This window comes from Caproicibacterium sp. NSD3 (genome assembly GCF_053613275.1).
Window position 1 is genome coordinate 1,806,951 of the sequence record NZ_CM132119.1, and the last position, 20,126, is coordinate 1,827,076.

Annotated in this window: 22 protein-coding genes and 3 pseudogenes; 11 read left to right on the forward strand and 14 right to left on the reverse strand. The window is 40.6% G+C overall.

Translation table 11 applies throughout. The features are described from left to right. Positions 1-108 precede the first annotated feature (108 nt). The 6 genes from ACVS9P_RS08830 (at position 109) to ACVS9P_RS08855 (ending at position 5,324) form a co-directional block, all read left to right on the forward strand. Positions 109-741: a methyltransferase family protein gene (locus ACVS9P_RS08830; RefSeq protein ID WP_452103192.1), complete on the forward strand. Its 633-nt coding sequence runs from the start codon at positions 109-111 to the stop codon at positions 739-741. A gap of 92 nt (positions 742-833) precedes the next feature. After that, positions 834-1,268 carry a DUF3788 family protein gene (locus ACVS9P_RS08835; RefSeq protein WP_452103193.1) on the forward strand — a complete coding sequence of 145 codons (435 nt, stop codon included), beginning with the start codon at positions 834-836 and terminating at the stop codon, positions 1,266-1,268. A gap of 71 nt (positions 1,269-1,339) precedes the next feature. Further along, complete coding sequence (locus ACVS9P_RS08840; RefSeq protein ID WP_452103194.1) at positions 1,340-1,684, forward strand: DsrE family protein; 345 nt, start codon at positions 1,340-1,342, stop codon at positions 1,682-1,684. 11 nt (positions 1,685-1,695) lie between these two features. Further along, positions 1,696-2,604, forward strand: coding sequence for an alpha/beta fold hydrolase (locus ACVS9P_RS08845; RefSeq protein WP_452103195.1), 909 nt, complete (start codon positions 1,696-1,698; stop codon positions 2,602-2,604). 395 nt (positions 2,605-2,999) lie between these two features. Next, positions 3,000-3,572, forward strand: a complete 573-nt coding sequence (locus ACVS9P_RS08850) for a helix-turn-helix domain-containing protein (RefSeq protein ID WP_452103196.1) — start codon at positions 3,000-3,002, stop codon at positions 3,570-3,572. Positions 3,573-3,914: 342 nt separating this feature from the next. Further along, complete coding sequence (locus ACVS9P_RS08855) at positions 3,915-5,324, forward strand: MFS transporter (RefSeq protein WP_452103197.1); 1,410 nt, start codon at positions 3,915-3,917, stop codon at positions 5,322-5,324. A 385-nt stretch (positions 5,325-5,709) separates the two neighbouring features. Here the strand turns inward: ACVS9P_RS08855 and ACVS9P_RS08860 are convergent, their stop codons facing one another. Together ACVS9P_RS08860 and ACVS9P_RS08865 are read right to left on the reverse strand one after the other, a co-directional pair. Next, the gene (locus tag ACVS9P_RS08860; protein ID WP_452103198.1) at positions 5,710-6,624 is read right to left on the reverse strand and encodes a DMT family transporter; all 915 of its coding nucleotides are present in this window, start codon (positions 6,622-6,624) and stop codon (positions 5,710-5,712) included. A 23-nt stretch (positions 6,625-6,647) separates the two neighbouring features. Next, positions 6,648-7,472 (reverse strand): AraC family ligand binding domain-containing protein, encoded by an 825-nt coding sequence (locus ACVS9P_RS08865; RefSeq protein ID WP_452103199.1) that lies wholly within the window; start codon positions 7,470-7,472, stop codon positions 6,648-6,650. Between the two features lie 182 nt (positions 7,473-7,654). On the opposite strand from ACVS9P_RS08865, the gene ACVS9P_RS08870 reads away from it, so the two are divergent. Together ACVS9P_RS08870 and ACVS9P_RS08875 are read left to right on the forward strand one after the other, a co-directional pair. Next, positions 7,655-8,242, forward strand: a complete 588-nt coding sequence (locus ACVS9P_RS08870; RefSeq protein WP_452103200.1) for a hypothetical protein — start codon at positions 7,655-7,657, stop codon at positions 8,240-8,242. A gap of 630 nt (positions 8,243-8,872) precedes the next feature. Continuing rightward, positions 8,873-9,010: a His/Gly/Thr/Pro-type tRNA ligase C-terminal domain-containing protein gene (locus ACVS9P_RS08875; protein WP_452103201.1), complete on the forward strand. Its 138-nt coding sequence runs from the start codon at positions 8,873-8,875 to the stop codon at positions 9,008-9,010. Between the two features lie 151 nt (positions 9,011-9,161). Here the strand turns inward: ACVS9P_RS08875 and ACVS9P_RS08880 are convergent. The 8 genes and pseudogenes from ACVS9P_RS08880 to ACVS9P_RS08915 all read right to left on the reverse strand — a co-directional run bounded on the left by ACVS9P_RS08880 (position 9,162) and on the right by ACVS9P_RS08915 (position 13,911). After that, positions 9,162-9,794 (reverse strand): annotated as a pseudogene (locus ACVS9P_RS08880) (ABC transporter permease). A gap of 52 nt (positions 9,795-9,846) precedes the next feature. Next, on the reverse strand, positions 9,847-10,221 hold the full coding sequence (locus ACVS9P_RS08885; protein ID WP_452103202.1) for a DUF1048 domain-containing protein: 375 nt from the start codon (positions 10,219-10,221) through the stop codon (positions 9,847-9,849). Between the two features lie 8 nt (positions 10,222-10,229). Further along, a pseudogene (locus tag ACVS9P_RS08890) lies at positions 10,230-10,484 on the reverse strand (DUF1048 domain-containing protein); the annotation flags it as partial. Further along, positions 10,478-10,558: pseudogene (locus ACVS9P_RS08895) on the reverse strand (PadR family transcriptional regulator); the annotation flags it as partial. The pseudogenes ACVS9P_RS08890 and ACVS9P_RS08895, both read right to left, overlap by 7 nt. 251 nt (positions 10,559-10,809) lie before the next feature. After that, on the reverse strand, positions 10,810-11,304 hold the full coding sequence (locus ACVS9P_RS08900; RefSeq protein ID WP_452103203.1) for a GNAT family N-acetyltransferase: 495 nt from the start codon (positions 11,302-11,304) through the stop codon (positions 10,810-10,812). 238 nt (positions 11,305-11,542) lie between these two features. Further along, positions 11,543-12,829: an alkaline ceramidase gene (locus tag ACVS9P_RS08905; RefSeq protein ID WP_452103204.1), complete on the reverse strand. Its 1,287-nt coding sequence runs from the start codon at positions 12,827-12,829 to the stop codon at positions 11,543-11,545. Positions 12,830-12,997: 168 nt separating this feature from the next. Next, entirely contained in the window at positions 12,998-13,759 is a 762-nt protein-coding gene (locus tag ACVS9P_RS08910; RefSeq protein WP_452103205.1) for an MBL fold metallo-hydrolase, read from the reverse strand. Then, the gene (locus ACVS9P_RS08915; protein ID WP_452104698.1) at positions 13,756-13,911 is read right to left on the reverse strand and encodes a GrpB family protein; all 156 of its coding nucleotides are present in this window, start codon (positions 13,909-13,911) and stop codon (positions 13,756-13,758) included. Before ACVS9P_RS08915 ends, ACVS9P_RS08910 begins: the two co-directional genes overlap by 4 nt. Before the next feature lie 121 nt (positions 13,912-14,032). Between ACVS9P_RS08915 and ACVS9P_RS08920 the strand changes: the two genes are divergently transcribed. From ACVS9P_RS08920 to ACVS9P_RS08930, 3 genes are all read left to right on the forward strand, one after another. Beyond that, positions 14,033-14,227, forward strand: a complete 195-nt coding sequence (locus tag ACVS9P_RS08920; protein ID WP_452103206.1) for a hypothetical protein — start codon at positions 14,033-14,035, stop codon at positions 14,225-14,227. Positions 14,228-14,312: 85 nt separating this feature from the next. Further along, on the forward strand, positions 14,313-14,828 hold the full coding sequence (locus tag ACVS9P_RS08925; protein WP_452103207.1) for a hypothetical protein: 516 nt from the start codon (positions 14,313-14,315) through the stop codon (positions 14,826-14,828). Positions 14,829-14,930: 102 nt separating this feature from the next. Continuing rightward, a complete protein-coding gene (locus tag ACVS9P_RS08930; protein ID WP_452103208.1) occupies positions 14,931-15,563 on the forward strand; it encodes a CPBP family intramembrane glutamic endopeptidase in 633 nt (210 codons plus the stop codon). A 207-nt stretch (positions 15,564-15,770) separates the two neighbouring features. Here the strand turns inward: ACVS9P_RS08930 and ACVS9P_RS08935 are convergent, their stop codons facing one another. The 4 genes from ACVS9P_RS08935 to ACVS9P_RS08950 all read right to left on the reverse strand — a co-directional run bounded on the left by ACVS9P_RS08935 (position 15,771) and on the right by ACVS9P_RS08950 (position 19,922). After that, entirely contained in the window at positions 15,771-16,961 is a 1,191-nt protein-coding gene (locus ACVS9P_RS08935) for an MFS transporter (RefSeq protein WP_452103209.1), read from the reverse strand. Between the two features lie 507 nt (positions 16,962-17,468). Next, the gene (locus tag ACVS9P_RS08940) at positions 17,469-18,215 is read right to left on the reverse strand and encodes an ABC transporter permease (RefSeq protein WP_452103210.1); all 747 of its coding nucleotides are present in this window, start codon (positions 18,213-18,215) and stop codon (positions 17,469-17,471) included. Further along, on the reverse strand, positions 18,212-19,126 hold the full coding sequence (locus ACVS9P_RS08945) for an ABC transporter ATP-binding protein (RefSeq protein WP_452103211.1): 915 nt from the start codon (positions 19,124-19,126) through the stop codon (positions 18,212-18,214). Before ACVS9P_RS08945 ends, ACVS9P_RS08940 begins: the two co-directional genes overlap by 4 nt. 4 nt (positions 19,127-19,130) lie before the next feature. Beyond that, positions 19,131-19,922, reverse strand: coding sequence for a MerR family transcriptional regulator (locus ACVS9P_RS08950; RefSeq protein WP_452103212.1), 792 nt, complete (start codon positions 19,920-19,922; stop codon positions 19,131-19,133). Between the last annotated feature and the right edge of the window lie 204 nt (positions 19,923-20,126).

Sequence of the window (20,126 nt, forward strand, 5' to 3'; positions counted from 1 at the left end):
AGCTATTGCCTAAATATGATATAATGATGAATATCTATTCCTGTTGACTAACAATAATCCAAAGATTAAAGCAGTAGTATAGAGCGTGTATTTTATAAGGAGAAAGTTATGCTAAAATATGAGGAAAAGCTTCATTTTGATAAATACTATAACAAAATGCAATTACCCGGCGTACTGCACAAAGTCATAAGCTTAGTTTGCGGTGTTGCAGGATATATTGTACTCTATTATTTTATCCAATATATTTTTACCTCTCTACCGGATCTTCGGCCCTGGAGTAATTTTATGCCTTGGTTTTCTTTGGGCGGAGTATTATTTTCAAAAATTGATTTGATCTATTTTACATACGGACTGATTCTTATCTGTTATGGCACTGTGAAGCTTTCGAAAATAACGATGCAGAATCATAGCGTAAGAACTGAAAAGAGTAATACCCCAGAAAGATTACTGGTAACCGGATATTATGCAAAAGTACGTCATCCGATGTACGGAACTTTCATAATAACGCAGGCTGGTTTTATGCTTTCTCTGCGCTCTTTAGACGGAATAATTATTGCATGCATTATTCTAGTCTTTCAATATACGAATGCGGCTATCGAGGAAAAGAAACAGCTTATTCCGATTTTTGGAGAAGAATATAAAACTTATGCCCAGAATGTTGGACGTATGCTTTTAACAAGGTCTGAAATTATAGCTCTTTCTTTAGTTGTGTTGCTTAGTGCTGTTGGCTTCCTATTTTGAGCAAACAAAACAATTCGGATGACATTTCGAACACTGTGGCGAACAATATACAGTTAACAAATCGTTTAAAATATTTTAGGTGGTGAAAATACATGTATGAACGATTACTAGATAAAAGCGCTTCCCCTTCTGAAGATTTTATTAGAAAGTATCTTGGAACAGAAAGCTATCATAACTTGCTGGAATTTGAAAAATATCTTAATGCCCATTATGATTTAAAAAAAGAAATAAAATTTCCTTTTGGCAATAGCTATGGTTGGGGCTACAAATATAGTCACAAATCGAGCCATTTATGTTATGCTTTTTTTGAATCGGGGGCATTTACAATAACATTGCAACTTGGTGATCCCTGCGTCGCGGCTGTAAACAGAATACTGCCTGCTTTATCGGCAAAAGCAAATGAGTTATGGAAGGATCGCTATCATTGCGGTAAACAGGGTGGCTGGATTCATTACAGAGTTACTAGTACCGATGAACTAAACGATATTTTTCCCTTGATTGCGGCAAAGAAGAAAGCAACCAAGTAATTATCAAAATTTCAATACACATAGCAAAAAGGGAACAACTGATTATTAATTTTATAGGGTGGGTGGATATTTTGGAAAATGCAAATCGACTTAATATTCTCTGGACAAACGCAGATATTCTGACCTCTGACAAAATGGTAATGATGTATGCAACAAACAGCATGCTGGAGCATTGGTGGGATGCAGTAACCGTCATTATCTGGGGTGCTACTGCTAAGTTAGTTGCAGAAAATGAATTCATTCAAAACAAAATCAAAATCGCCCAACACGTAGGTGTACATTTTTCAGCATGTAAGGCATGCGCAGAACAATTAGGGGTATATGATAAAATTGTTGATCTTGGCATAGATGTCCTCTATTGGGGCGAGGGATTGACAAATATTCTTAAGAATGGAGAAAAATTGATTACCATTTAATGAGTCCATTCATGAAAAAGTTGGGGAAACGCGGGATAAAGATCCAGATTCGCATGATGTTTAAACTCAGTGGCGGAAGAAAGATCCCATTATTACAATTCATACAAAAAGGTGGCTATAATTTGGAGCATAAAAGAATTCATTCTGAGAATGGAGACGTACACTACTGGATTCAGAGAAACAAAGACAGCGCTGCAAAATGCATTGTCTTTACACATGGTGTAACTGCCGACCATACCATGTTTGAAAAGCAGATTGACTATTTTGAACACAAATATACGATAATTACGTGGGATATTCCTTTGCATGGATTGTCACGGCCATATCAGAATTTTACATACCGGAAAACTGCGATAGAGTTAAAAGCCATCCTGGATAAAGAGAAAATTGATACAGTGGTTCTCATTGGAATGTCCCTAGGCGGATATCCATGTCAGATGTTTGCAGCTTTGTTTCCAGACATGGTAGCAGGTTTCGTTGCACTGGATACAACCCCTTTTGGACTTGCGTACTACTCAAAATCCGATTTGTGGTGGTTAAAACGAGTTAAACCGATAGCGAAATTGTTTCCTGATAATGTATTGCGCAAAAGTATGGCCAAGTCAGTCTCAAAAACAAAATATTCGTATGAAAAAATGATAGAAATACTAAAATCATCCACAAAAAAACAGATCATTGAACAGATGGATGTTGCTTATGGGAAATTTCCTATTGAAAACAGAGATGTGAATTTTTCCTTTCCTGTATTGATATTGCTGGGCGAAAACGACCGTACAGGAAAAGTAAAACAATACTGTCAGGCGTGGTCGGCTAAAACCGGGTATCCGATGCATATTATCAAAAATGCCAAACATTTTTCAAACGGTGATAACTTTGAACAAGTCAATGCGGAAATCGAAACCTTTATTAACTCATTATAAAATACTGCATTGTCCCCCCCATTCTGTCCGAACTTTGTAGTTTATTTACACATGAAACTAAAATTAACAGTATAAATTCTGGAACGAAATCAATTATTTCCTTTTGAATTTTTAACAATGCCCATTGGGCCGCATCAGCGTACCCTATGCAATTCCAACTTCTCTGATGATTCCTTCGTAACTCGAATTACCCGCACCAATTAGAAAATCCATGTGTCAGAATTTGAACCTGCATATGGATTTTTTGTTGTAATTATTTTTAGCTTTTCTTTGATATGCCTTATTTTCGTGAGATGCTACGGAAAGTAGCATCAATGTAAAAGACCATTGCTTGTCTTTTAGCATATAAAAAGATATGCTCTCTTTATATCAGACGAACATAAGGAGGAACCAAAATGACTTTAGGAGAAAAAATAAAAGCATTTAGAAAAAATGCCGGCTTATCTCAGGAACAGCTGGCAGAAAAATTATGTGTATCAAGGCAGGCAATCACAAAATGGGAAGCTGACAGTGGTACGCCTGACATCAATAATTTGCAGTTCATCGCTAAACTGTTTGATGTTAGCGTGGATTCGTTATTGGAGTGTACCGAAAATGTTGTCGTTACGACCATAAGAGAACAGATTAATCTGAACCAATATCAGAAAACCGGCAAGTTCGGGTCGAAGTACGATTCCGTAGTCAAGGATAAATGGCCTATGGCAAAAGCGATTTATCCTCTGGTCAGGAAAAAGAAGTTGAGTAAAGCAGAGTCAATTATTGATTTCATCGTTCAGCCCGGAGTCTTGCAGGCCGCAGATTCATTGAACGATATGAGTGCATATTATCTTGTTGAAATGGATACAAAACAGCTTTTGGTACGTGTAACGAAAACGTATATTGAAGGTAAAGAACTGAATGTAAAATTCACCGGAAAGAAATGCGTGATTGAGAACAATGTTTTTATCAAGGCTGGTAACATTCGTTAATCGTATATGTTTCGTTCTCAAAGTATGCATCTAAATCGAGCAAATGACACATAGAAAGGCTGGCGATTTTGAATCGCCGGCCTTTCGTTTTGCCTGTATTTGTGAGGGTTCGCGGACTTCAAATTTTGTAAGATCACTCGCATTCAAAGTGCGAGTGATAGAAGTTTTCTGTGCTGATTTTATATTGCTTTCAAACTGTTGGATGCAGCATTGAAACTTATTTGTTAAAAACCTCTATTTGATTTATTGTTTTTGTTTCAATACAAGAGTAAAATTAAAAAGTTAGCTGTACAAATAAGCATCTGAGTTTCATTAAATCAAAGGAAAAAGGAAGTTAGCAGTTTGAGTCAGGAAACCAACAACACAAGAAAATGGATTATATTAGCAATTACGTCAATAGGGACCTTTATGGGAACGCTTAACAGCACAATCGTCAATGTGGCGCTGCCCGTGATGTCACAGGAAATGAATGTTTCGATCAATGCCATTCAGTGGGTTATATCGGCCTACCTTCTTACGACCGTACTTCTCCTGCTGATATTTGGAAAACTATCTGAATTCATAGGCCAAAAATATATTTTTGCCTTTGGCACCCTCTTATTTGCCATTGGGTCGGCGCTTTGCGCTTTTTCACATACCCTAGGCATGCTTACAGTTTCACGCATCATTCAAGCGGTCGGCTCATCGGGGATGTTTTCCATGTCGATGGGCATTGTTTCCGGTGTTTTTCCGGCCTCCGAAAGAGGCCGTGCTCTCGGAATTGTAGGCACCATGGTGGCCATTGGAACGATTGCCGGTTCAAGCCTCGGCGGAATCCTGGTCAGCGCGTTTGGCTGGCCATCAATTTTTGTGATTAACGTTCCCGTAGGAATAATCGGCTCGATTCTGTCTTTTGCTTTTTTGCCGAAATTTTCCAAACGGGAAAAAATTAAGTCCTTTGATATCATGGGGACTGTCTCTTTCAGCCTGTTTATCCTGATTCTGTTTTTGGCTTTATTATTTACACAGCAGAATGTGCTGCCAGCTGTCTGTCTGATCCCTACCGTGATGATTGCGGCTATATTCCTGCTGGTATTTATAAAAGTGGAAAAGCGGTCGAAAAATCCTTTATTGGATCTTAAACTTTTCAAGAATAAGGAATTCTCATTCGGCTTAATTGCCGCCTTTTTCTGCTTCATCATCCTAAATTCCACGATGCTTTTTATCCCGTTCTATCTGCAAGATGTTCTCAGGCTAAGCACACTCGACTCCGGACTGATACTCTCGGCGTATCCAATCAGTATGGGAATTGTGGCGCCGCTCAGCGGTTGGCTTTCCGACCGCATTACCTATCGTCCGCTTGCAATAGTCGGAATGATCGTTACCGCGGCGGCCATGCTTCTTCTGACAACTTTGAATCAGTCATCTTCCAATTTTGAAGTGGTCATTCTCCTTTGCATTCTTGGCATCGGTCTTTCCATCTTTCAATCGCCAAACAACGCAAGGGTTATGAGCAGCGTTTCGACAGATAAACTTGGAATTGCAAGCAGCACAAATGCATTGTTCCGCTATATCGGATTATCTTCCGGCACAACGCTTTCCATGTTGATATTTTCCTTTTCATCTAGTATCAACATCGGCAATCTTTCCGGCGACTTTCAAGTGGGCGCATTTTTACACGGAATTGCCGCTGTATACATATTTGACGTGGTATGTGCGCTGATTGCCATGGCGTTCAGTATTCCAAAGGTAAAGAAAACAATAGAGGAATAAACAAAGGTACTGTTCTGAAAGGCACGGAATTTAAGCATAGGACAGGCTTAGCTTCAGTTGCCTCCGGATAAATAGGGACAAACAAACGGCGCTGTTATAATATTCAAATACATCTTCCGGCAACTACAGATATTTCAGTATACACTGCATTGTATTATATGTAATTTTATTGTTGAACGTATGTCCGAACGATATGGAATAGATTGGTGGGAAACTAAGGTTCCAAAGAAAATTAGAGATGCTGTTACTAATTTGAAGAAACAAGAAAAAACAAGTACTATTCAAATCGTTCCTCAACTAAAATTGGCTATACCATGTTAGAAAATCTAGGTCAGGTAATTATTGCAAATTGGGATGATTTTTCTGATATTATTCCAAATTGGAATCATTCATTTCCAAACTCCCCTTTTGCTCTTTTAGAAATTCTATTTTCAGAAATAAACAGTCCTACTAATGTGAGTGCAATTCCCAGTACAGAAACATATGTGACTTTTTCCTGCAACACCAGAACGGAAGTAATGACAGTAATCACAGGAACCATATAAATATAAGCACTGGTTTTAACTGCACCCAATAATTTTACTGCGGAATTCCATGTCACAAAACAAAGTGCAGACGCTCCTAAGCCTAGAAACAATATATTAAATAAATTAATTGGCTGAACAAGTGGATCCAACTTCAGGTTTAATCTGAATATAAATAACGCTGGTATCATAAATATCAGCCCATAAAAGAAAATTCTGCGCGTTGTTTGAATAGTGTTATACTGAAACCCACTTATTTTCTTCGTTAGGATAGAATAAAAGGCCCATACAATAGCAGCTAAAACAGCTAAAATATCTCCTAATGGATTTAATTTTAAGACATTATATCCATTAAAACTGATCAAGAAAATTCCGGCAAGTGCAATAAAAAAGCCTATGAAGAATTGAATTTTTAGTTTTTCACCCTCTAAAAATAGGTGTGCAAAAATACCTGTAAAGAATGGAGCAATTGAAATAATAACCCCCACATTGGAAGCCAAGGTGTATGTCAGGGCAATATTTTCTAATAAATAGTAAAGTGTAACACCACATAATCCCGCGGCTGCAAAATACAATTCCTGCTTTCTGTCTTTTGTTTTTAGCCTATGAGGGTACACAACAGATAGTGCAATAAAGCCTATAGTAAACCTTAAGAGCAGTATTTCAATAGGAGAAAATACCTTTAGCAGTATTTTAGTTGATATAAAAGTCGTACCCCAAATTAAAATCGTAATAGTGGCAAATATATGTCCAGTCAATTCTTTGTTCGTATTCATAAAAACCCTTTCTATGTGAATAGCTAGCCGCTAATATCTTTGAAGATATTCATATACTGTTTTGGCGTCAGGCTTATAAATTTTTTAAAAAAATGAGAAAAATGACTTTGGTCTGTGAATCCTGTTTGTAACGCCACGTCAATCGGTAAGATTCCTTGCTTCAAAAGATTTTTAGCTTTATCGATTCGTATTGTTTCCAGATAGCTATAAGGTGAAATTCCTTTTTGTTTGGTAAATGAGCGCAGTAAATAATACTTGCTCAGTCCTGTTAAATTGCTTAAATCATTTAGCGTGATGTTTTTCATGTAGTTTTCTTCTAAAAAGTCACAAATGGATTCGATTTCTGCGCTTTGTTCAGTGTCTGATGGAGGGACTCCCTGCTCTGTATATTCTTCAATTAATTGTTCTAGAAGAAAAAAGAATATTTCCTCTTTCCTAAAATCTTTTTCCTCCTGCATGATCATTAGATGCAATTCTCTTAATAATGGAATGAAATCGCTATGAAAAACGACCTGCGGTGTAAAATATGGCAAATCGTTTTTTCCTGTTATTTCAAAAACTGCCTTGCGCATAATGTCCGGTTGTACATTGATACAGCGGTAGTCCAGGGCTTTCCCATCAATTTGCTCACAGGTATGATTGTCATGAGGATTGAATAGTAATAAATCCCCAGGCTCTATATTGAATTCTTTATTTTTACAGATCAAATGGCGTTTTCCGCCTTCAATAAATCCAATTACATAATACTCATGAAAATGGTTGGGAAATTTTTGCATGATCCCTTGAAAATGATAAGCTTCAACATGAAGATCTGTATCATATTTTACAGTCCTCATTTCTTTTTCCATAAAGGTATTCCTCCTCTTTCATCGTTTTCTATTTGATTATATCACAAGCCAAGATTTTACTCTTGTATGATATTGCTCTAACTATACTAAACAAATTCTTGCGGTTTCACAATTTCGGCAAAACAGCAAAATATCATATTAAATGCAAATCATCAGAACTATAATAACCTTTACAAACTGGAATGGGCAGCGCCTACGGTGGAAAATGGAAACCCAAGAAACCGGAAGACGAACGATTTTTTGGAAAACCAGGAGAAATTAAAACAACCTTTAAAAATGGATATCGTATCTACACAAAAATAGCTGAGGAAAGCCGCGCAGTATATGAAAGGCATTACACTGACCACAACCGGGCAGATAAACATACAAAAAAGCCACATGACCACAACATTAGTTGGGATCCAGACAGAGGAAGTCCTTTAGTGGGACCACCTATCAATTATCCAAACGGAGCAACTAAATTTAAAGGTTTTAAGGAGATAAACATTTTGAATAAAATTGTGCATGCAAATAGCCTTGATGAAAGCCATTTTAAAACCATTAGTAATTTCAAATGGTGTGTAAATGATGGCGGTGAAGTGGAGTTTATCTGGAACAGTATCACATATACTATCACTCATCCCGAAGAAAAGATTAATATTAGTGAAGCCAATAGGCCAGAAACCGAAAAATGGTGTAACTCCGCTGATGATGTACTAGAATACATGGTCGGCAAAGACCTACTACGCGACGTGATTACGAAAGTTACAGTAATAGACCGTACCATTTAATTGTTTAATTTAAATTTTTTATTTAGTGGCTTTATTAAGCCTAACCCTAAATTGAGCAAATGACTCATTAACAAAAGTCATTTTATCCAGAACCTACATAAACAAAATGGCATTCTTTTTCAATGAAATTTTGGACTTCTTAATTGATGGAACAAAGCTTCGAGACATTATTACAAAAGTAACGGTAATTAAGATAGAACGGTTTAAAATACCTTTTTGAGTAGCAATTAATAGTGCCCATATATAAAAAAGCCTGTTTCATCATATCGTGCAAATTTGTGAAACACAGTATTTGAGACAAGCACTCAGAAACACAAGATAAATAGTCACGAATGGGCCATTCATTCATAGCTCGAATTACTCGCACCACCTAGGCCACGAAACTAAAATGTTTCTTGGCCCTTTTTGTGTCGTCTATTTTAATTGTGAACTGTAAAATAAAAAAAGCGCAGAAGGTGCTTGAATTCATAGAATTGTCTAATCTTAAAAGTAAAAACAAAGTTGGACGAGCAAAATTGACATGCTTTCATCATTATAAAGAAACCAATAAACAACAATTTACAATGTCTATTGCGTCGTGACAGATCCATCTGATCGCTATCCGTTCTGATACCGCCGCTGTAAAGGAATATGCAAACTCTTTACGACGAACTGCAGAAAGCAGGAATTGAAGCGCTCTATGATGACAGAATTGTCATCGCCGGGATTCAATTTTCGGATTCTGATCTGCTAGGTGTCCCTGTCCGAATCATTGTCGGAGCTTACTGAGCACACCATTTTTTATGAAATTGAGCCGTCTAAAGAAATAGCGAGGAATGTGAATAGCGGAAAATAGGCTTCAATGGACTATCCGGCCAATAAAAATATCGGAGGCCTTGCTATCAAGTCCTCCGATATAGACTGCTTATCGATCCAATTGTTATGCTGCTTTCCGTTTATAAGCCATCATTGCGAAAGCATAAGCAACAATCAGGATGCCAAGACACCATGTGAGCGCAGTCCAGATGTCATTACCGACAAGGCTGCCCCGCAAGCAGAGAGCGTATTGCATCGACGATGGAGGTGACTGGCTGATTTTCTGCAAAGGCGCGAACAGGCCCCGGCATAAAGGCGCTTGCGCCGCCCACCAATTTTGCGGATAGTCCGGCAATTGCCGCGATCATTGTCCGTACAAGCGCAAACAACACGAGGATACCGGTCACGGCAAGCCATGACAATACCCCTGCCGACGAACGAAAACCCATAATGAGCGCGACGAAAATGATGACGATAACCCAAATCGCGTTGGAAACCAGTGAGGTCAGCACATGCCCCCAAAGCGGAGACAAACGCGCAATTGAATCGTTCGAAGATACCGCTTTGCATAGATTCCGCTCACAATCGCAATCAGCAGGATACCAGGCAACAGATAATTCACATAGTTGTCCGTACCGGTTTGAATCGTGCCGCCAAACACATAGACGAACAGGAGCATAAACGCAATCGGCATGACAGTGACGGTGATGATGGTGTCCATGCTGCGGAAAATACGATGCATGAAACACCAAAGCATGACGCCCTTCAGGACTTCCGTGTCCTGAAAAGACTTTCGCAGCCCTTTCACCTCAATTGCTTTTTCCTTCCCCATGGCCGTCTTTTTTATCTGCAACCTTTTTCATGGCCTTGTTAACTTCCCGATCAACAGATTCTTGATAGATGTCGGCATAAGTTCTGGAATCTTTGACTAAATCATCACAGAAAGCCGCTACGTCACTGCCCGTCACTTCAAGCACATTTTCCCCCAATGCCGCGCCCTCTTCAAAAAGATCGACAACTTCTGAGAGGGGACCCGTACTTTCGGTCAGTTCAGCAGGGCCGATCTTAAATAGATATTTCTGGATCTCTTTATAAACAATCTGATAATCCTGCGGGAGCGCTTTGACACGCACCATGTGTGCCCGCCACTCTTTTTTGCCTTCGATAATATCCTGTATGCTCATGGTTCCTCCTATTTTCCTAATTTTTTCGCGATATTTTTGTTGAGTTGCTTGCGCCACTTGTCGCGAAAAGCCTTTGCCTCTTCTTCACCGGTCAGAGCTGAACAGAAGCCCTTGATATCATCACCTAAAACCTCCCTGACTCTCTGACCATCCGCTGCCGCTTCTTCAAGTAGGCCAAGCACACCGTCAAGAATAGGCATAAGGTTGCAGCCGGTAAAATCTGAGTGTGGCCAAAGATTAGTCTTTATTTTTTCCCACGCCGCGTGATCTCGTAGCCATAGGTTTCACCGCGGCTTATAATTTCAAGTACACAGCCCTCCAGCACACCTTTGAGCATTTTCGTTAGGTTTTCCAGTACAATTACCCCTCTCTACTCTGCATAGCTTATATTCTGTATTACTTATTACTGGTATATAGTATCGCAGAATAGATAGTTCGTTAATAGAGTTTTGATTTGATAATGTAATCCATCTAAAGCGTAAAGGAGGACTTTGAATATGCCACGTAAGGCATATTCAAAATCCTCCTCTCGACGTCATGGAACAAAAAGATGATGTTATCTGCTTAATAAATTGGAATTTGTTTATTTCATTTGCTTTTCAAATCTAAAGAAGAATTCTCCCCCGGAGTATTCGCCTGATGAGGGTCCGGATGCTTTGGATTATAGAACTCGACAACATGAAATCCACATTTATTAACATAGAAGTGAATATTTCTGGTTTCAAAATATGGGGTATGCGTTTCCCAAATCTTTGTTTCAGGGTATTTTTTCTCTATCATCTTCCAAGCAGTATAACCGATATTTTTTCCATGAATTTCAGGGTCAACAAACAACAAATCCAAGGAATTATGTCCTGTATCCTTATCAATCTGTACAACTACACCGCCAACTATCTTCCCGTCTAATACAATGTTGAAAGATTCGGCAGTTTCAGTGTTTAGAGAAGATAATATATCTTCTCTCGATATAACTTCTTCAGTTTGCGGACCAAATTTCTCAATAACAGCCTTCATAAATGCTGCTTGATTTCTTTGGATAAACATTTCTCGTTCATTATATGAAAGGGGAATTAGCACAATCATGATTAAAATAACTACTCCTTAAATTTATAAAATAACCAATTAGAATTCCATTCGTTTTTCAAACCACAAAATATCACCGTTGTCTGTTACATCACCTATTTCCAGATGTCTCTCATTTCGAAAAATATCATATAATCATTCCAATCATTTTTAATTGTAAGAATAACATGTGCTTTACGCCAATTACATAGATCATGAAGCAAGACAAGCAAACCGCTAAGGCTGCTCGTCTTGTCATTTAAAAAATGTGCTGAATATTCGGAGCTTTCTCCGCAACAAACCGGATCAACTCAGATGCCGAATCACGGCGCAGGGGAAATACTCGGCCGTGATAGACATAATAAATCAGCATCGACCAGTAAACCTCATAACCGCCCTTGTCGAATTCCTCTTCCGTTGGAAAATAACCTGTACAGCCGTTGGTATAGCCGCCGAAATAAAAGAAATCGTTGTGGAGAGATTCTGAAACACGCAGAGCAAATTCCACCATGATCTCGTTTGCAACGCCGCACAGACAACCATCTCCGAGGGAGAAGTATTGCACTTCGATTTCCTCCGTCTGCTGATGAATATCATTTTGGAGCAGGTGCTGCACTTGCTTTAGCCAATCCGTACCGTCAATGCCGCAATATTTTCGGGCTTCATCTGCGATTTCCATGGCGCGCGGATAAGGCGGCACATCTGCTTTCAATGTGATCTGACGCGAGTACATGGAAAGCTGATCAATTTTCTGTGGACGCAGGGACATGGCAACAGGTTTTACGTCGCGCAGCACAGTTTTAGCCATATCTTCAAGCGCTGTGTCCGAGCGAATGAAACGCTCATCATCAGCATCAGGCGGATTGATAGCAGATTTGAAATATCGCGGCACAACATTCCCTGATGCTCCTTGTGTCACCATGATTGGACACCCGAATTCTTTACTCAGAGTATCCCGGACAGCACCGAAATAATCAGGGGAAATCAAATAGTTATCCGCCTTCAATACGTTATTGTGTGCGGTCAGGCGAAGCAGCAGAAGCTTTAGCTCACCACTTCTGGGATCGCAAATTTTCAGAATTCCGATTCGTTTGTCTAGTGCATTACAGCCTTTGCGCCGGTTTAGCCCGATATCGGTAAAAGCGTTGCCCCATGCGGCACTCACGGAAACCATATCCTGCAAGGCTCGTGCAGCAGCATCTTTTACACGGCCGCACACGAAGCGGTAATACTCCGGTGAAGCACTTTCATTCGGCGCGGAATGGCAGTGGGAAAAGCAGAGCATAATTTTTTCGCGGGGAATGCACAGAGCTTTTCCCACTTCGTCCCGCAGAGTGTTTGCGTGCTGTTTTGAAAAGCCAATATGATCAATGGTGATGACACAGCATCGTTCTTCGCCTAGTTGCCATACGGCCACCTGTGCCGAAAGCGGATGCAGGATCCCGCGGGACATCTCATCTGCGCGGCCAAAGCCTACGGTTTCTATCGGTGTAAATGGCGTGATATCCGTTTTAGAAAATCCTAACATCAAAGTTTTATTTTTCATGGTACTTTACTCCTTAATTTAGAATGAAAAGGCGCAAAGTTACCCGAATAGATTATTACTCCATGCAATCTCTATTCGAAACAACTTTGCATGGAGCAGCGGCAATGGCAAGTCTCATATCATCAGTCCCTTCTAGATGACTTTATTTTCATTATAATTAAGTATATATCACAGCCATACGGCCCAATCGCCGTAATTAAATGTTCCGCTGCCGTGATGCAATTTTCCTTCGGCTTTGAGCTGCCGAAAAGCATCACGCATCCGGACCAAAATTTCAGGCTGAATGTCCAAAGTATGATGTGCTGGGAACACACGTTTTACGGGAAGTGCCGCGACCTTTTCCAGAGAAGCAAGATACGCTTTCGGATCGGTGGATGGATAGTAGGCAAACAGCGTGTCTTTGTAGACCAGGTCACCGGTAAAAAGATAGCCGCGATCCTTTTCCCAAAAGCACATATGCCCCGGTGAATGTCCGGGAGTATGCAGTACCTGAATGCTTCGGCCTCCGATGTCAATTACGTCGCCGTCTTTCAAAATTCGTGTCGGAGTACCTTGAAAGAACTCATATTTGTTAACGTCATATCCTTCCGGCAGGTCACATCGGTCAATTACCATTCCCCTGATCTGTTCCATAGTCAGCGGGAATTCTCCGTTAAGCCAGTTCAATTCAGCCTCATGGGCATAAAAATCCGAAAAATATTTAAGACCACCCATATGATCCCAATGGATATGGGTGGCGACGGCGGTAACCGGTTTGTCCGTCAACTTTTTTACTTCATCATCAATATTGCAAATACCGAGGCCGGTATCGATCAGAAGACTGCGTTCGGAACCGGTCAGAAGATAGCAGTGCGTTTCCTCCCAATGCCGGTATTCGCTAATGATATGGGTATCTGCATCAATATGGTCTATTGTAAACCAATCATTCATCGATATTTCTCCTTTCCGTACTGCTCGATTGCCATCTGTGTATACTTCCGTACAAATTCAGTTTTTCGCTCTGTGTATCCGTCCCGGTCATGCTCAAACGGTTTCCAAAGGGACAGCTTGAGCCGTTCATAAGCTTTGGCAAATTTTGATATCCACTTTCTGCTCCTTTGTGTTTTTTCAAAATGTTATTACAGAAATCATATACAATTCAAAATGCATGATTTAGTATAACGCTTATGCTATGAAATGTCATCCCAGGAGTTGCTTTTCTATTTGGTCTTTGCGTCAAAATCCGAGAACAGGTCAATCGAGGCAAAAGGTCACGAATTACAAACCATTGATTCTAATGAAATTGTCGCACAGGTTCGTACAATGTCATTTCTAAAATCAGATAAAGCCGAAATGATAAAAGCTACTGATAATAATCCTAAAAATGATGGTGTAGATGACCTGGACCCCGAAAACTAAGCCAATAGAAAAGTTAGTCACAATATGATAAAATGCAGATGGAATGATTAACATGAATAAACGGTTTAAAAGTGAGGTACAAAAAATGGACGAATCTAACTATACTGAAATCATTAAAGATGAGTCGAATCGTGCTTTGTGGGAAGTTGAAAATGTCATTGCTTGTATTCCTGATGAACTTTGGGACAAATGCTATTGCGAAATGCCTTTGTGGAAACACATCTACCACATGCTGCATTCATTGGACCAATGGTATATCAATCCGAGAGTGTATAATCAGCCCTCTTTTCACGAAAAAGATCTTAACAATCTTGATGTACAGAGTAATAAAAGGCTTAGCCGGGAAAAAATCGGGCATTATTTTGATTTCATTAAGAAAAAAATCATCGATTATGATGATACGCTGACCGATGATATTTTGCTGCAAAAACCGGATAAGTGTGAATGGACTCGCTTCACATTGATTTTAGCACAACATCGGCATCTGCATAGCCATATGGGAATCTTAATGGGCTTTATCATTGAAGATACCAATATGTGGCCGAAAACACTTGGCTTAGAGCGGCCAATCCCTAACGGTGATTTTGATACGTTCTTTTAGCTAACGTAGAAAGGACTATTCGAATTACCAACGAACTTTGTATAATGTTTATGATACTCTTTGATTGTATAATCGAATCAGATGGAGTAATGGAGTAGATGTATGAGTAGGAATTATGTTGGAATTGTTTTTAAGATAGTCAGTTTTTTATTTGTCTTGCAATTGCTACGTATTGGAATAAAGAGTGCTTATTTTCTTGTTGTTGATAGAACATATTACTCTGATAGAATTGCCTCGCTTTTTGCGATGGTACTGCTATCGGCGCTCATTTTGCTTGTTGCCAAATTTAGAAGAATAGATCTGTCTATTTTTCCAAAACACTTTGGGGCTGGTTATATAATCTTTACCGTAATCGCATTTGCCTTGTTTGTCTCAACACCAATATTGACGAAAAACAATAGTACGTCCGAAATCGTTCTGTTGATTTATTCTGCAATTGTGACACCGGTATTTGAAGAGCTAATATTTAGAGGATTTGTGTGGAATAAGCTTAATACGTTGTTTAAGAAAGAGTGGATCACATATGTTATGTCAACGTTACTGTTTGCCGTTTGGCATTTCGGGTACATTGACACGATCGCTTTTCATGTGGAAACAGGGCTGGCCAATGCTATCATATGGAAGGTTATTACGGGCCTTTGCTTCGGCATTGTTTTAGGGGCACTGCGTTTCAAGACTAAAAACTGCTATTCAACAATGCTTTTGCATGGAGTACTTAACGTCTTTGGTAGATAAAATGTTTGATGATTACAACAGCATCGGCCTGATTATAATAAGTTGTTCGATTTCCCTCTTCAGCCTTCGGGCTGTAATCGAATAACTTATAGACAGGCAGCAGACTTGAATTATTCGTTGAAAGGTTTTGTTGTGGGTTGAACAAATAGCCAACACGTGAAAGCGGGCCACAATGGCCCGCTTTTAATTTTTGCTTTTAGTAGCCTTTTACTTTCTGCTTATGATTCCCCTAAACAATATGATTGCCAGCATGACCACAAAAATTGAGCCGGAGAGAAAAAACATATTTGAATATCCTGTGGACTGCGCAAGAGCACCAAAAAGCAAAGGACCCACCCCGGAACCAATGTCAAGAAAATTATAGAAGGTGGCATTCGCGGCTATCCTACGTTCAGGGCTTACTTTTTTCATTGCACTCGCTTCCATTACAGGGAAAATTATACCGATAGAGGCTCCATAAAACAGTGCAAATATGCAGAGCATCAATAAGTTGGTTGCATGTGCAGCAACAATACAGCCGATGAGACCGATGATTGCCCCCGGTATCACCAGAATATTCATGCCTTTTTTGTCGTATAGCTTTCCGGAAAAAATTCTAGCAGACATTTCTGCAATTGTTGTCACGATGAAATAGAGAAAGATATTTGTGATATTCATCTGCTTGGCATATAAAACGATGTAGGTGTCACAGGCACCCATCAACAATCCGAGTAAAAGGATAAAGACAGATTCAAAAATCACTTTCGGCTCAACAACATCTGAAAGCCAATGGGTTTCTTTTGTTTGATCTTCTGCTGATTGTTCAAAATGATCCGCCTTAATGAAATGAGTTAACAGCATTGATAATAAAACGAGCATCGCAGCCAACAGAAATACCCATTTAAAATATGTCTGTGAAATGGCCGCCGCGCCGAGACATGGCCCCAGAACGTATGCGACAGAAATTCCCAGTCCAAAAAAGCCCATGCCCTCTCCCATTCTCTCATTGGGAATGGTGCTGGCTACCGTTGAACCATAAAGAGTTGACGAGGCGCCAAATCCAAGACCCTGAACCAGTCTCAGTATGATGATCATAGACATTCCTGCAAACAGGTAATACCCGACCATGGAACACGCAAAAACGAACATTGCAAGCAGAAGCAATACTTTTCTTCCGACTCTGGCTGATACTTTGGATGTCAAAGTCCGCATGAACATGGATGTTATGTAAAATACGGCTGCAACGATGCCAATCTGAAAATCACCCACACCGTTTTGCTTTAAGTAGACCGGCAGAACAGTAAGAAGTAAACACCCAGCAAAAAACAGCAGAAAGTTCGCGATCATTAAAAATATATAGTCTTTCGACCATAATTTATCAGACTTGCCAATGGCTGCACCATCGTCCGCATTTTTCATAATAATCAAATTCCTTCTTCTATATTTATTACAATTAAGTTTACCAAATATATATGACATGTCACGTAGGCATTTTCGACAAAATTAGAAAAGTTTTATATCCTTACAACAAAAAAACCGGATAAGAAGTGGGTGTACCCCACCATCTTATCCAGCATATAATCGTATATTATATACCCTCCGATGACTTTTACATTTTATCACAGATAATCTTTGATTTCAAGCGTGTAACGAGGCAATCCCCCTACACTAATTTACCGATCGAGGGCTAGCTAGAATTATTGGAACAGGAACCTACATACGAGAGGATCTTACCTTGCTGCAAACAATTCCCGGCATTGACCTGCATTTGACCATTGTCATTCTTTCTGAAACCTGGGATTTTTTTGTTCCAAAAACCCAAGCAGCTTGCGGCCTACTTCGGCCTTGATCCGTCACAACGGCAATGGGTGTTCATTTATAGCTGGATTTATTTGTGCTATATTTAGAAAATTTATGATATAAAAATTACTCCTGTTCGCTTTGCTGTATAGCACCAAATCGCCAGACGGCAATTGCCAACGCGATAAACCCTATTCCCACAAGCACGCATATGGACATGCCAGGCCTCAAATCGGTTTTGGCCCCATAAGCAAAACCAGTGATTGCTTGCAAAGCGTAAGTTGATGGAAAAACATATCCTATCCACCGGAACACTTGCGGCAACATCGAGGATGGAAACATGATGCCGCTGAGCATTACAGTCGGAAAAAATACGATCATTGACAACATACTTGACATTGACTGATTGCGCGCAAGACTTCCAATCAGCAGCCCGACCGCAATTGTAACCATCAAAAAGATGATAAGCACCGCCGCGTAGGCAGCAGAACTATTGGGTATCGATGAGTGTAAAAGTACAGGCGAAACAAAGTAAATAATCACACATACGATGGTAAGATGCAACAACGCGCTAAGCGCCTGTACAAACAATACCGCCGCGCTGGGGATACCGCTAACGCGCAGGGCGCGCAGAGTCCCCGATTCACGCGCTTTTACAATCGGAATGGGAGTGCCCATTATCGCTCCCATCGTAACGGCAAAGATACTCATTGACGCTGCAAGAGTCGATTTCATCAATGGATTAACAGAGGAAAAGACAGAGCCAACCACTACAAAAAACAGCAAAGGAACGAGATAGTAGGTCATCAGGATTCCCCTGTCGCGCAGGTCCATTTTAAACTGTATACAAAGATATTTTAAAAAAGCATTCATTTTATTTCCCCTTCTCGTATTAATTCCAGAAATCGTTCTTCGAGTGAGGGACGTTCTACTCGTAAGTCTTCCACAGTGTCTCCGGCGTCCCGTACCTGCCCAAGAATCTCGATAACCGCATCGGCCGTAGATTCACAGTTCCATTCAAGATATCCGTCCTTTGCCCCTTTAAATGCGGCGAAGTGCATGTCTGCGCCTGGCAGCATTGATCCACGCGCCGTGCGCAGACGCACCCGGGTTTGCAGGCTGCCTGCGGCTGTGATCTGTTCAGGCGTGCCGCAAGCCGCAATTCTCCCACGCACAAGGATGGCCATTCTATCGCAAAGGGTCTCCGCTTCGGCCATGTCGTGAGTTGCAAGTAACACGGTAACACCCTGTGTTTTAATACCGCGTATTACATCGTGAAGTTGCGCCCTGTTTTCTACATCGAGCCCGGCTGTCGGCTCGTCAAGAATCACGACTTCGGGGTGACCGCAAAGAGCCAGCACTAAATGCACGCGCCGTTTCTGTCCGGTGGAAAGCTGCCGGTATTGCTTTCTGAGAAGCTCTTTGACCCCAAGCTTCTCAATCAATTCTGCTGAAACAGTTGCATCTTGCCACGCGGTAACAAGGGTGATAGCCTCATCTACGCGGATACTGCCAGGCAGTGAGGATGATTGGAGCTGTACGCCGAGCTTTCTACGCAGTGCCCGCGTTTCGGTCTGCGGGTTACAGCCCGCCACGCACAAATTCCCGCCGTCGGATTTGCGAAGCCCCTCAAGGCATTCAAAAGTAGTGGTTTTCCCTGCGCCGTTTGCTCCCAAAAGCCCGAACACTTCTCCGCGCCGCACATTTAAATCAATACCGTCCACGGCTGTGAGAGAGCCGTATTTTTTAACAAATCCTTTGACAGACACTACCGTCTCATCCATAATATCAAATTACCCCCTCATCAATTGAAATACCATTTCGCCTAAAATATTCGTCGAGTGCCGGTGAAAGGAATTTTTCCATCAGCTCACGCAGATGCTCCGCCTCTTTTGGCCAGTTGGCCATATCGCGGCCCGAGGATATGAGCGTGTGCAGCATTTCGCGGTTTCCGGCGGCAAATTCGCACACCATCTCCCACCAGCGGCGTGCAAACTCCTGGCCCTCCTTGCCTTTGGGGTCTACGTTCTGTTTTGAAAGCTCCTCAAGTCTTGCGAACAACAAGGATGCTTTATTGGCAAACGCCTCATAAATGTCGGAATGATTAAAACGCTCCGCGATGTTTTTGAATTGTTCATCGCTGAAATAAAGCATAATAAAAGTATAAGGCTGCCCTTCCTTCATCAATCCCAAAATACTCATGAGTTTTATAAAACTGATCTCACGCCCATGGCGTGCGTCGTCAACGGCAATGTCGAGAACATCAACTATTTTTTGCAAACCTTCAATTTGTTTTGATAAAATTTCCCGCTGCCGGATAAAAATTTTTTCAAGATTCGAGTTACTGCTCTCCGGAAGAATTTTTTTACCAATCTCGTTAAGCGGAAAACCGAGGGATTTCAGAAATAGAATCTGCTGGAGCACCAGAAGATCTTCCCGCGAATACACGCGCCGGCCGCCATCAGTTAACGAGGCATGTAACAAGCCGCACTTATCATAATACTGAAGTGTACGAACGCTAACTCCGCAGAGGTTTGCCAATTTGCCAATAGAAATCCAGTTTCCATTCACTTTTCCCATGTCATAGCCTCCTTTGAACTGTTGGATATGGCTAAGATATTCTTTTTTTAAGATTATTTTCATTGTACTACATGACGTAACGTCACTTGCAAGAGCTTTTTAAAAATATTTTTTGTGAATTATAGATAAGAACTCCGCTGGAGCTCTTATCTATATTCATATCCCATTTTGCCTTCTATTCTGCAAATTCATTTTGCTCCTCCT

What these genes read in the sequence shown, in the direction of transcription:
- ACVS9P_RS08830 (WP_452103192.1), top strand. Translation starts at nt 109, where the DNA reads ATGCTAAAATATGAGGAAAAGCTTCATTTTGATAAATACTATAACAAA.
- ACVS9P_RS08835 (WP_452103193.1), top strand. Translation starts at nt 834, where the DNA reads ATGTATGAACGATTACTAGATAAAAGCGCTTCCCCTTCTGAAGATTTT.
- ACVS9P_RS08845 (WP_452103195.1), top strand. Translation starts at nt 1,696, where the DNA reads ATGAAAAAGTTGGGGAAACGCGGGATAAAGATCCAGATTCGCATGATG.
- ACVS9P_RS08850 (WP_452103196.1), top strand. Translation starts at nt 3,000, where the DNA reads ATGACTTTAGGAGAAAAAATAAAAGCATTTAGAAAAAATGCCGGCTTA.
- ACVS9P_RS08860 (WP_452103198.1), bottom strand. Translation starts at nt 6,624, where the DNA reads ATGAATACGAACAAAGAATTGACTGGACATATATTTGCCACTATTACG.
- ACVS9P_RS08865 (WP_452103199.1), bottom strand. Translation starts at nt 7,472, where the DNA reads ATGGAAAAAGAAATGAGGACTGTAAAATATGATACAGATCTTCATGTT.
- ACVS9P_RS08870 (WP_452103200.1), top strand. Translation starts at nt 7,655, where the DNA reads ATGGGCAGCGCCTACGGTGGAAAATGGAAACCCAAGAAACCGGAAGAC.
- ACVS9P_RS08875 (WP_452103201.1), top strand. Translation starts at nt 8,873, where the DNA reads ATGCAAACTCTTTACGACGAACTGCAGAAAGCAGGAATTGAAGCGCTC.
- ACVS9P_RS08885 (WP_452103202.1), bottom strand. Translation starts at nt 10,221, where the DNA reads ATGAGCATACAGGATATTATCGAAGGCAAAAAAGAGTGGCGGGCACAC.
- ACVS9P_RS08900 (WP_452103203.1), bottom strand. Translation starts at nt 11,304, where the DNA reads ATGATTGTGCTAATTCCCCTTTCATATAATGAACGAGAAATGTTTATC.
- ACVS9P_RS08905 (WP_452103204.1), bottom strand. Translation starts at nt 12,829, where the DNA reads ATGAAAAATAAAACTTTGATGTTAGGATTTTCTAAAACGGATATCACG.
- ACVS9P_RS08910 (WP_452103205.1), bottom strand. Translation starts at nt 13,759, where the DNA reads ATGAATGATTGGTTTACAATAGACCATATTGATGCAGATACCCATATC.
- ACVS9P_RS08925 (WP_452103207.1), top strand. Translation starts at nt 14,313, where the DNA reads ATGGACGAATCTAACTATACTGAAATCATTAAAGATGAGTCGAATCGT.
- ACVS9P_RS08930 (WP_452103208.1), top strand. Translation starts at nt 14,931, where the DNA reads ATGAGTAGGAATTATGTTGGAATTGTTTTTAAGATAGTCAGTTTTTTA.
- ACVS9P_RS08935 (WP_452103209.1), bottom strand. Translation starts at nt 16,961, where the DNA reads ATGAAAAATGCGGACGATGGTGCAGCCATTGGCAAGTCTGATAAATTA.
- ACVS9P_RS08940 (WP_452103210.1), bottom strand. Translation starts at nt 18,215, where the DNA reads ATGAATGCTTTTTTAAAATATCTTTGTATACAGTTTAAAATGGACCTG.
- ACVS9P_RS08945 (WP_452103211.1), bottom strand. Translation starts at nt 19,126, where the DNA reads ATGGATGAGACGGTAGTGTCTGTCAAAGGATTTGTTAAAAAATACGGC.
- ACVS9P_RS08950 (WP_452103212.1), bottom strand. Translation starts at nt 19,922, where the DNA reads ATGGGAAAAGTGAATGGAAACTGGATTTCTATTGGCAAATTGGCAAAC.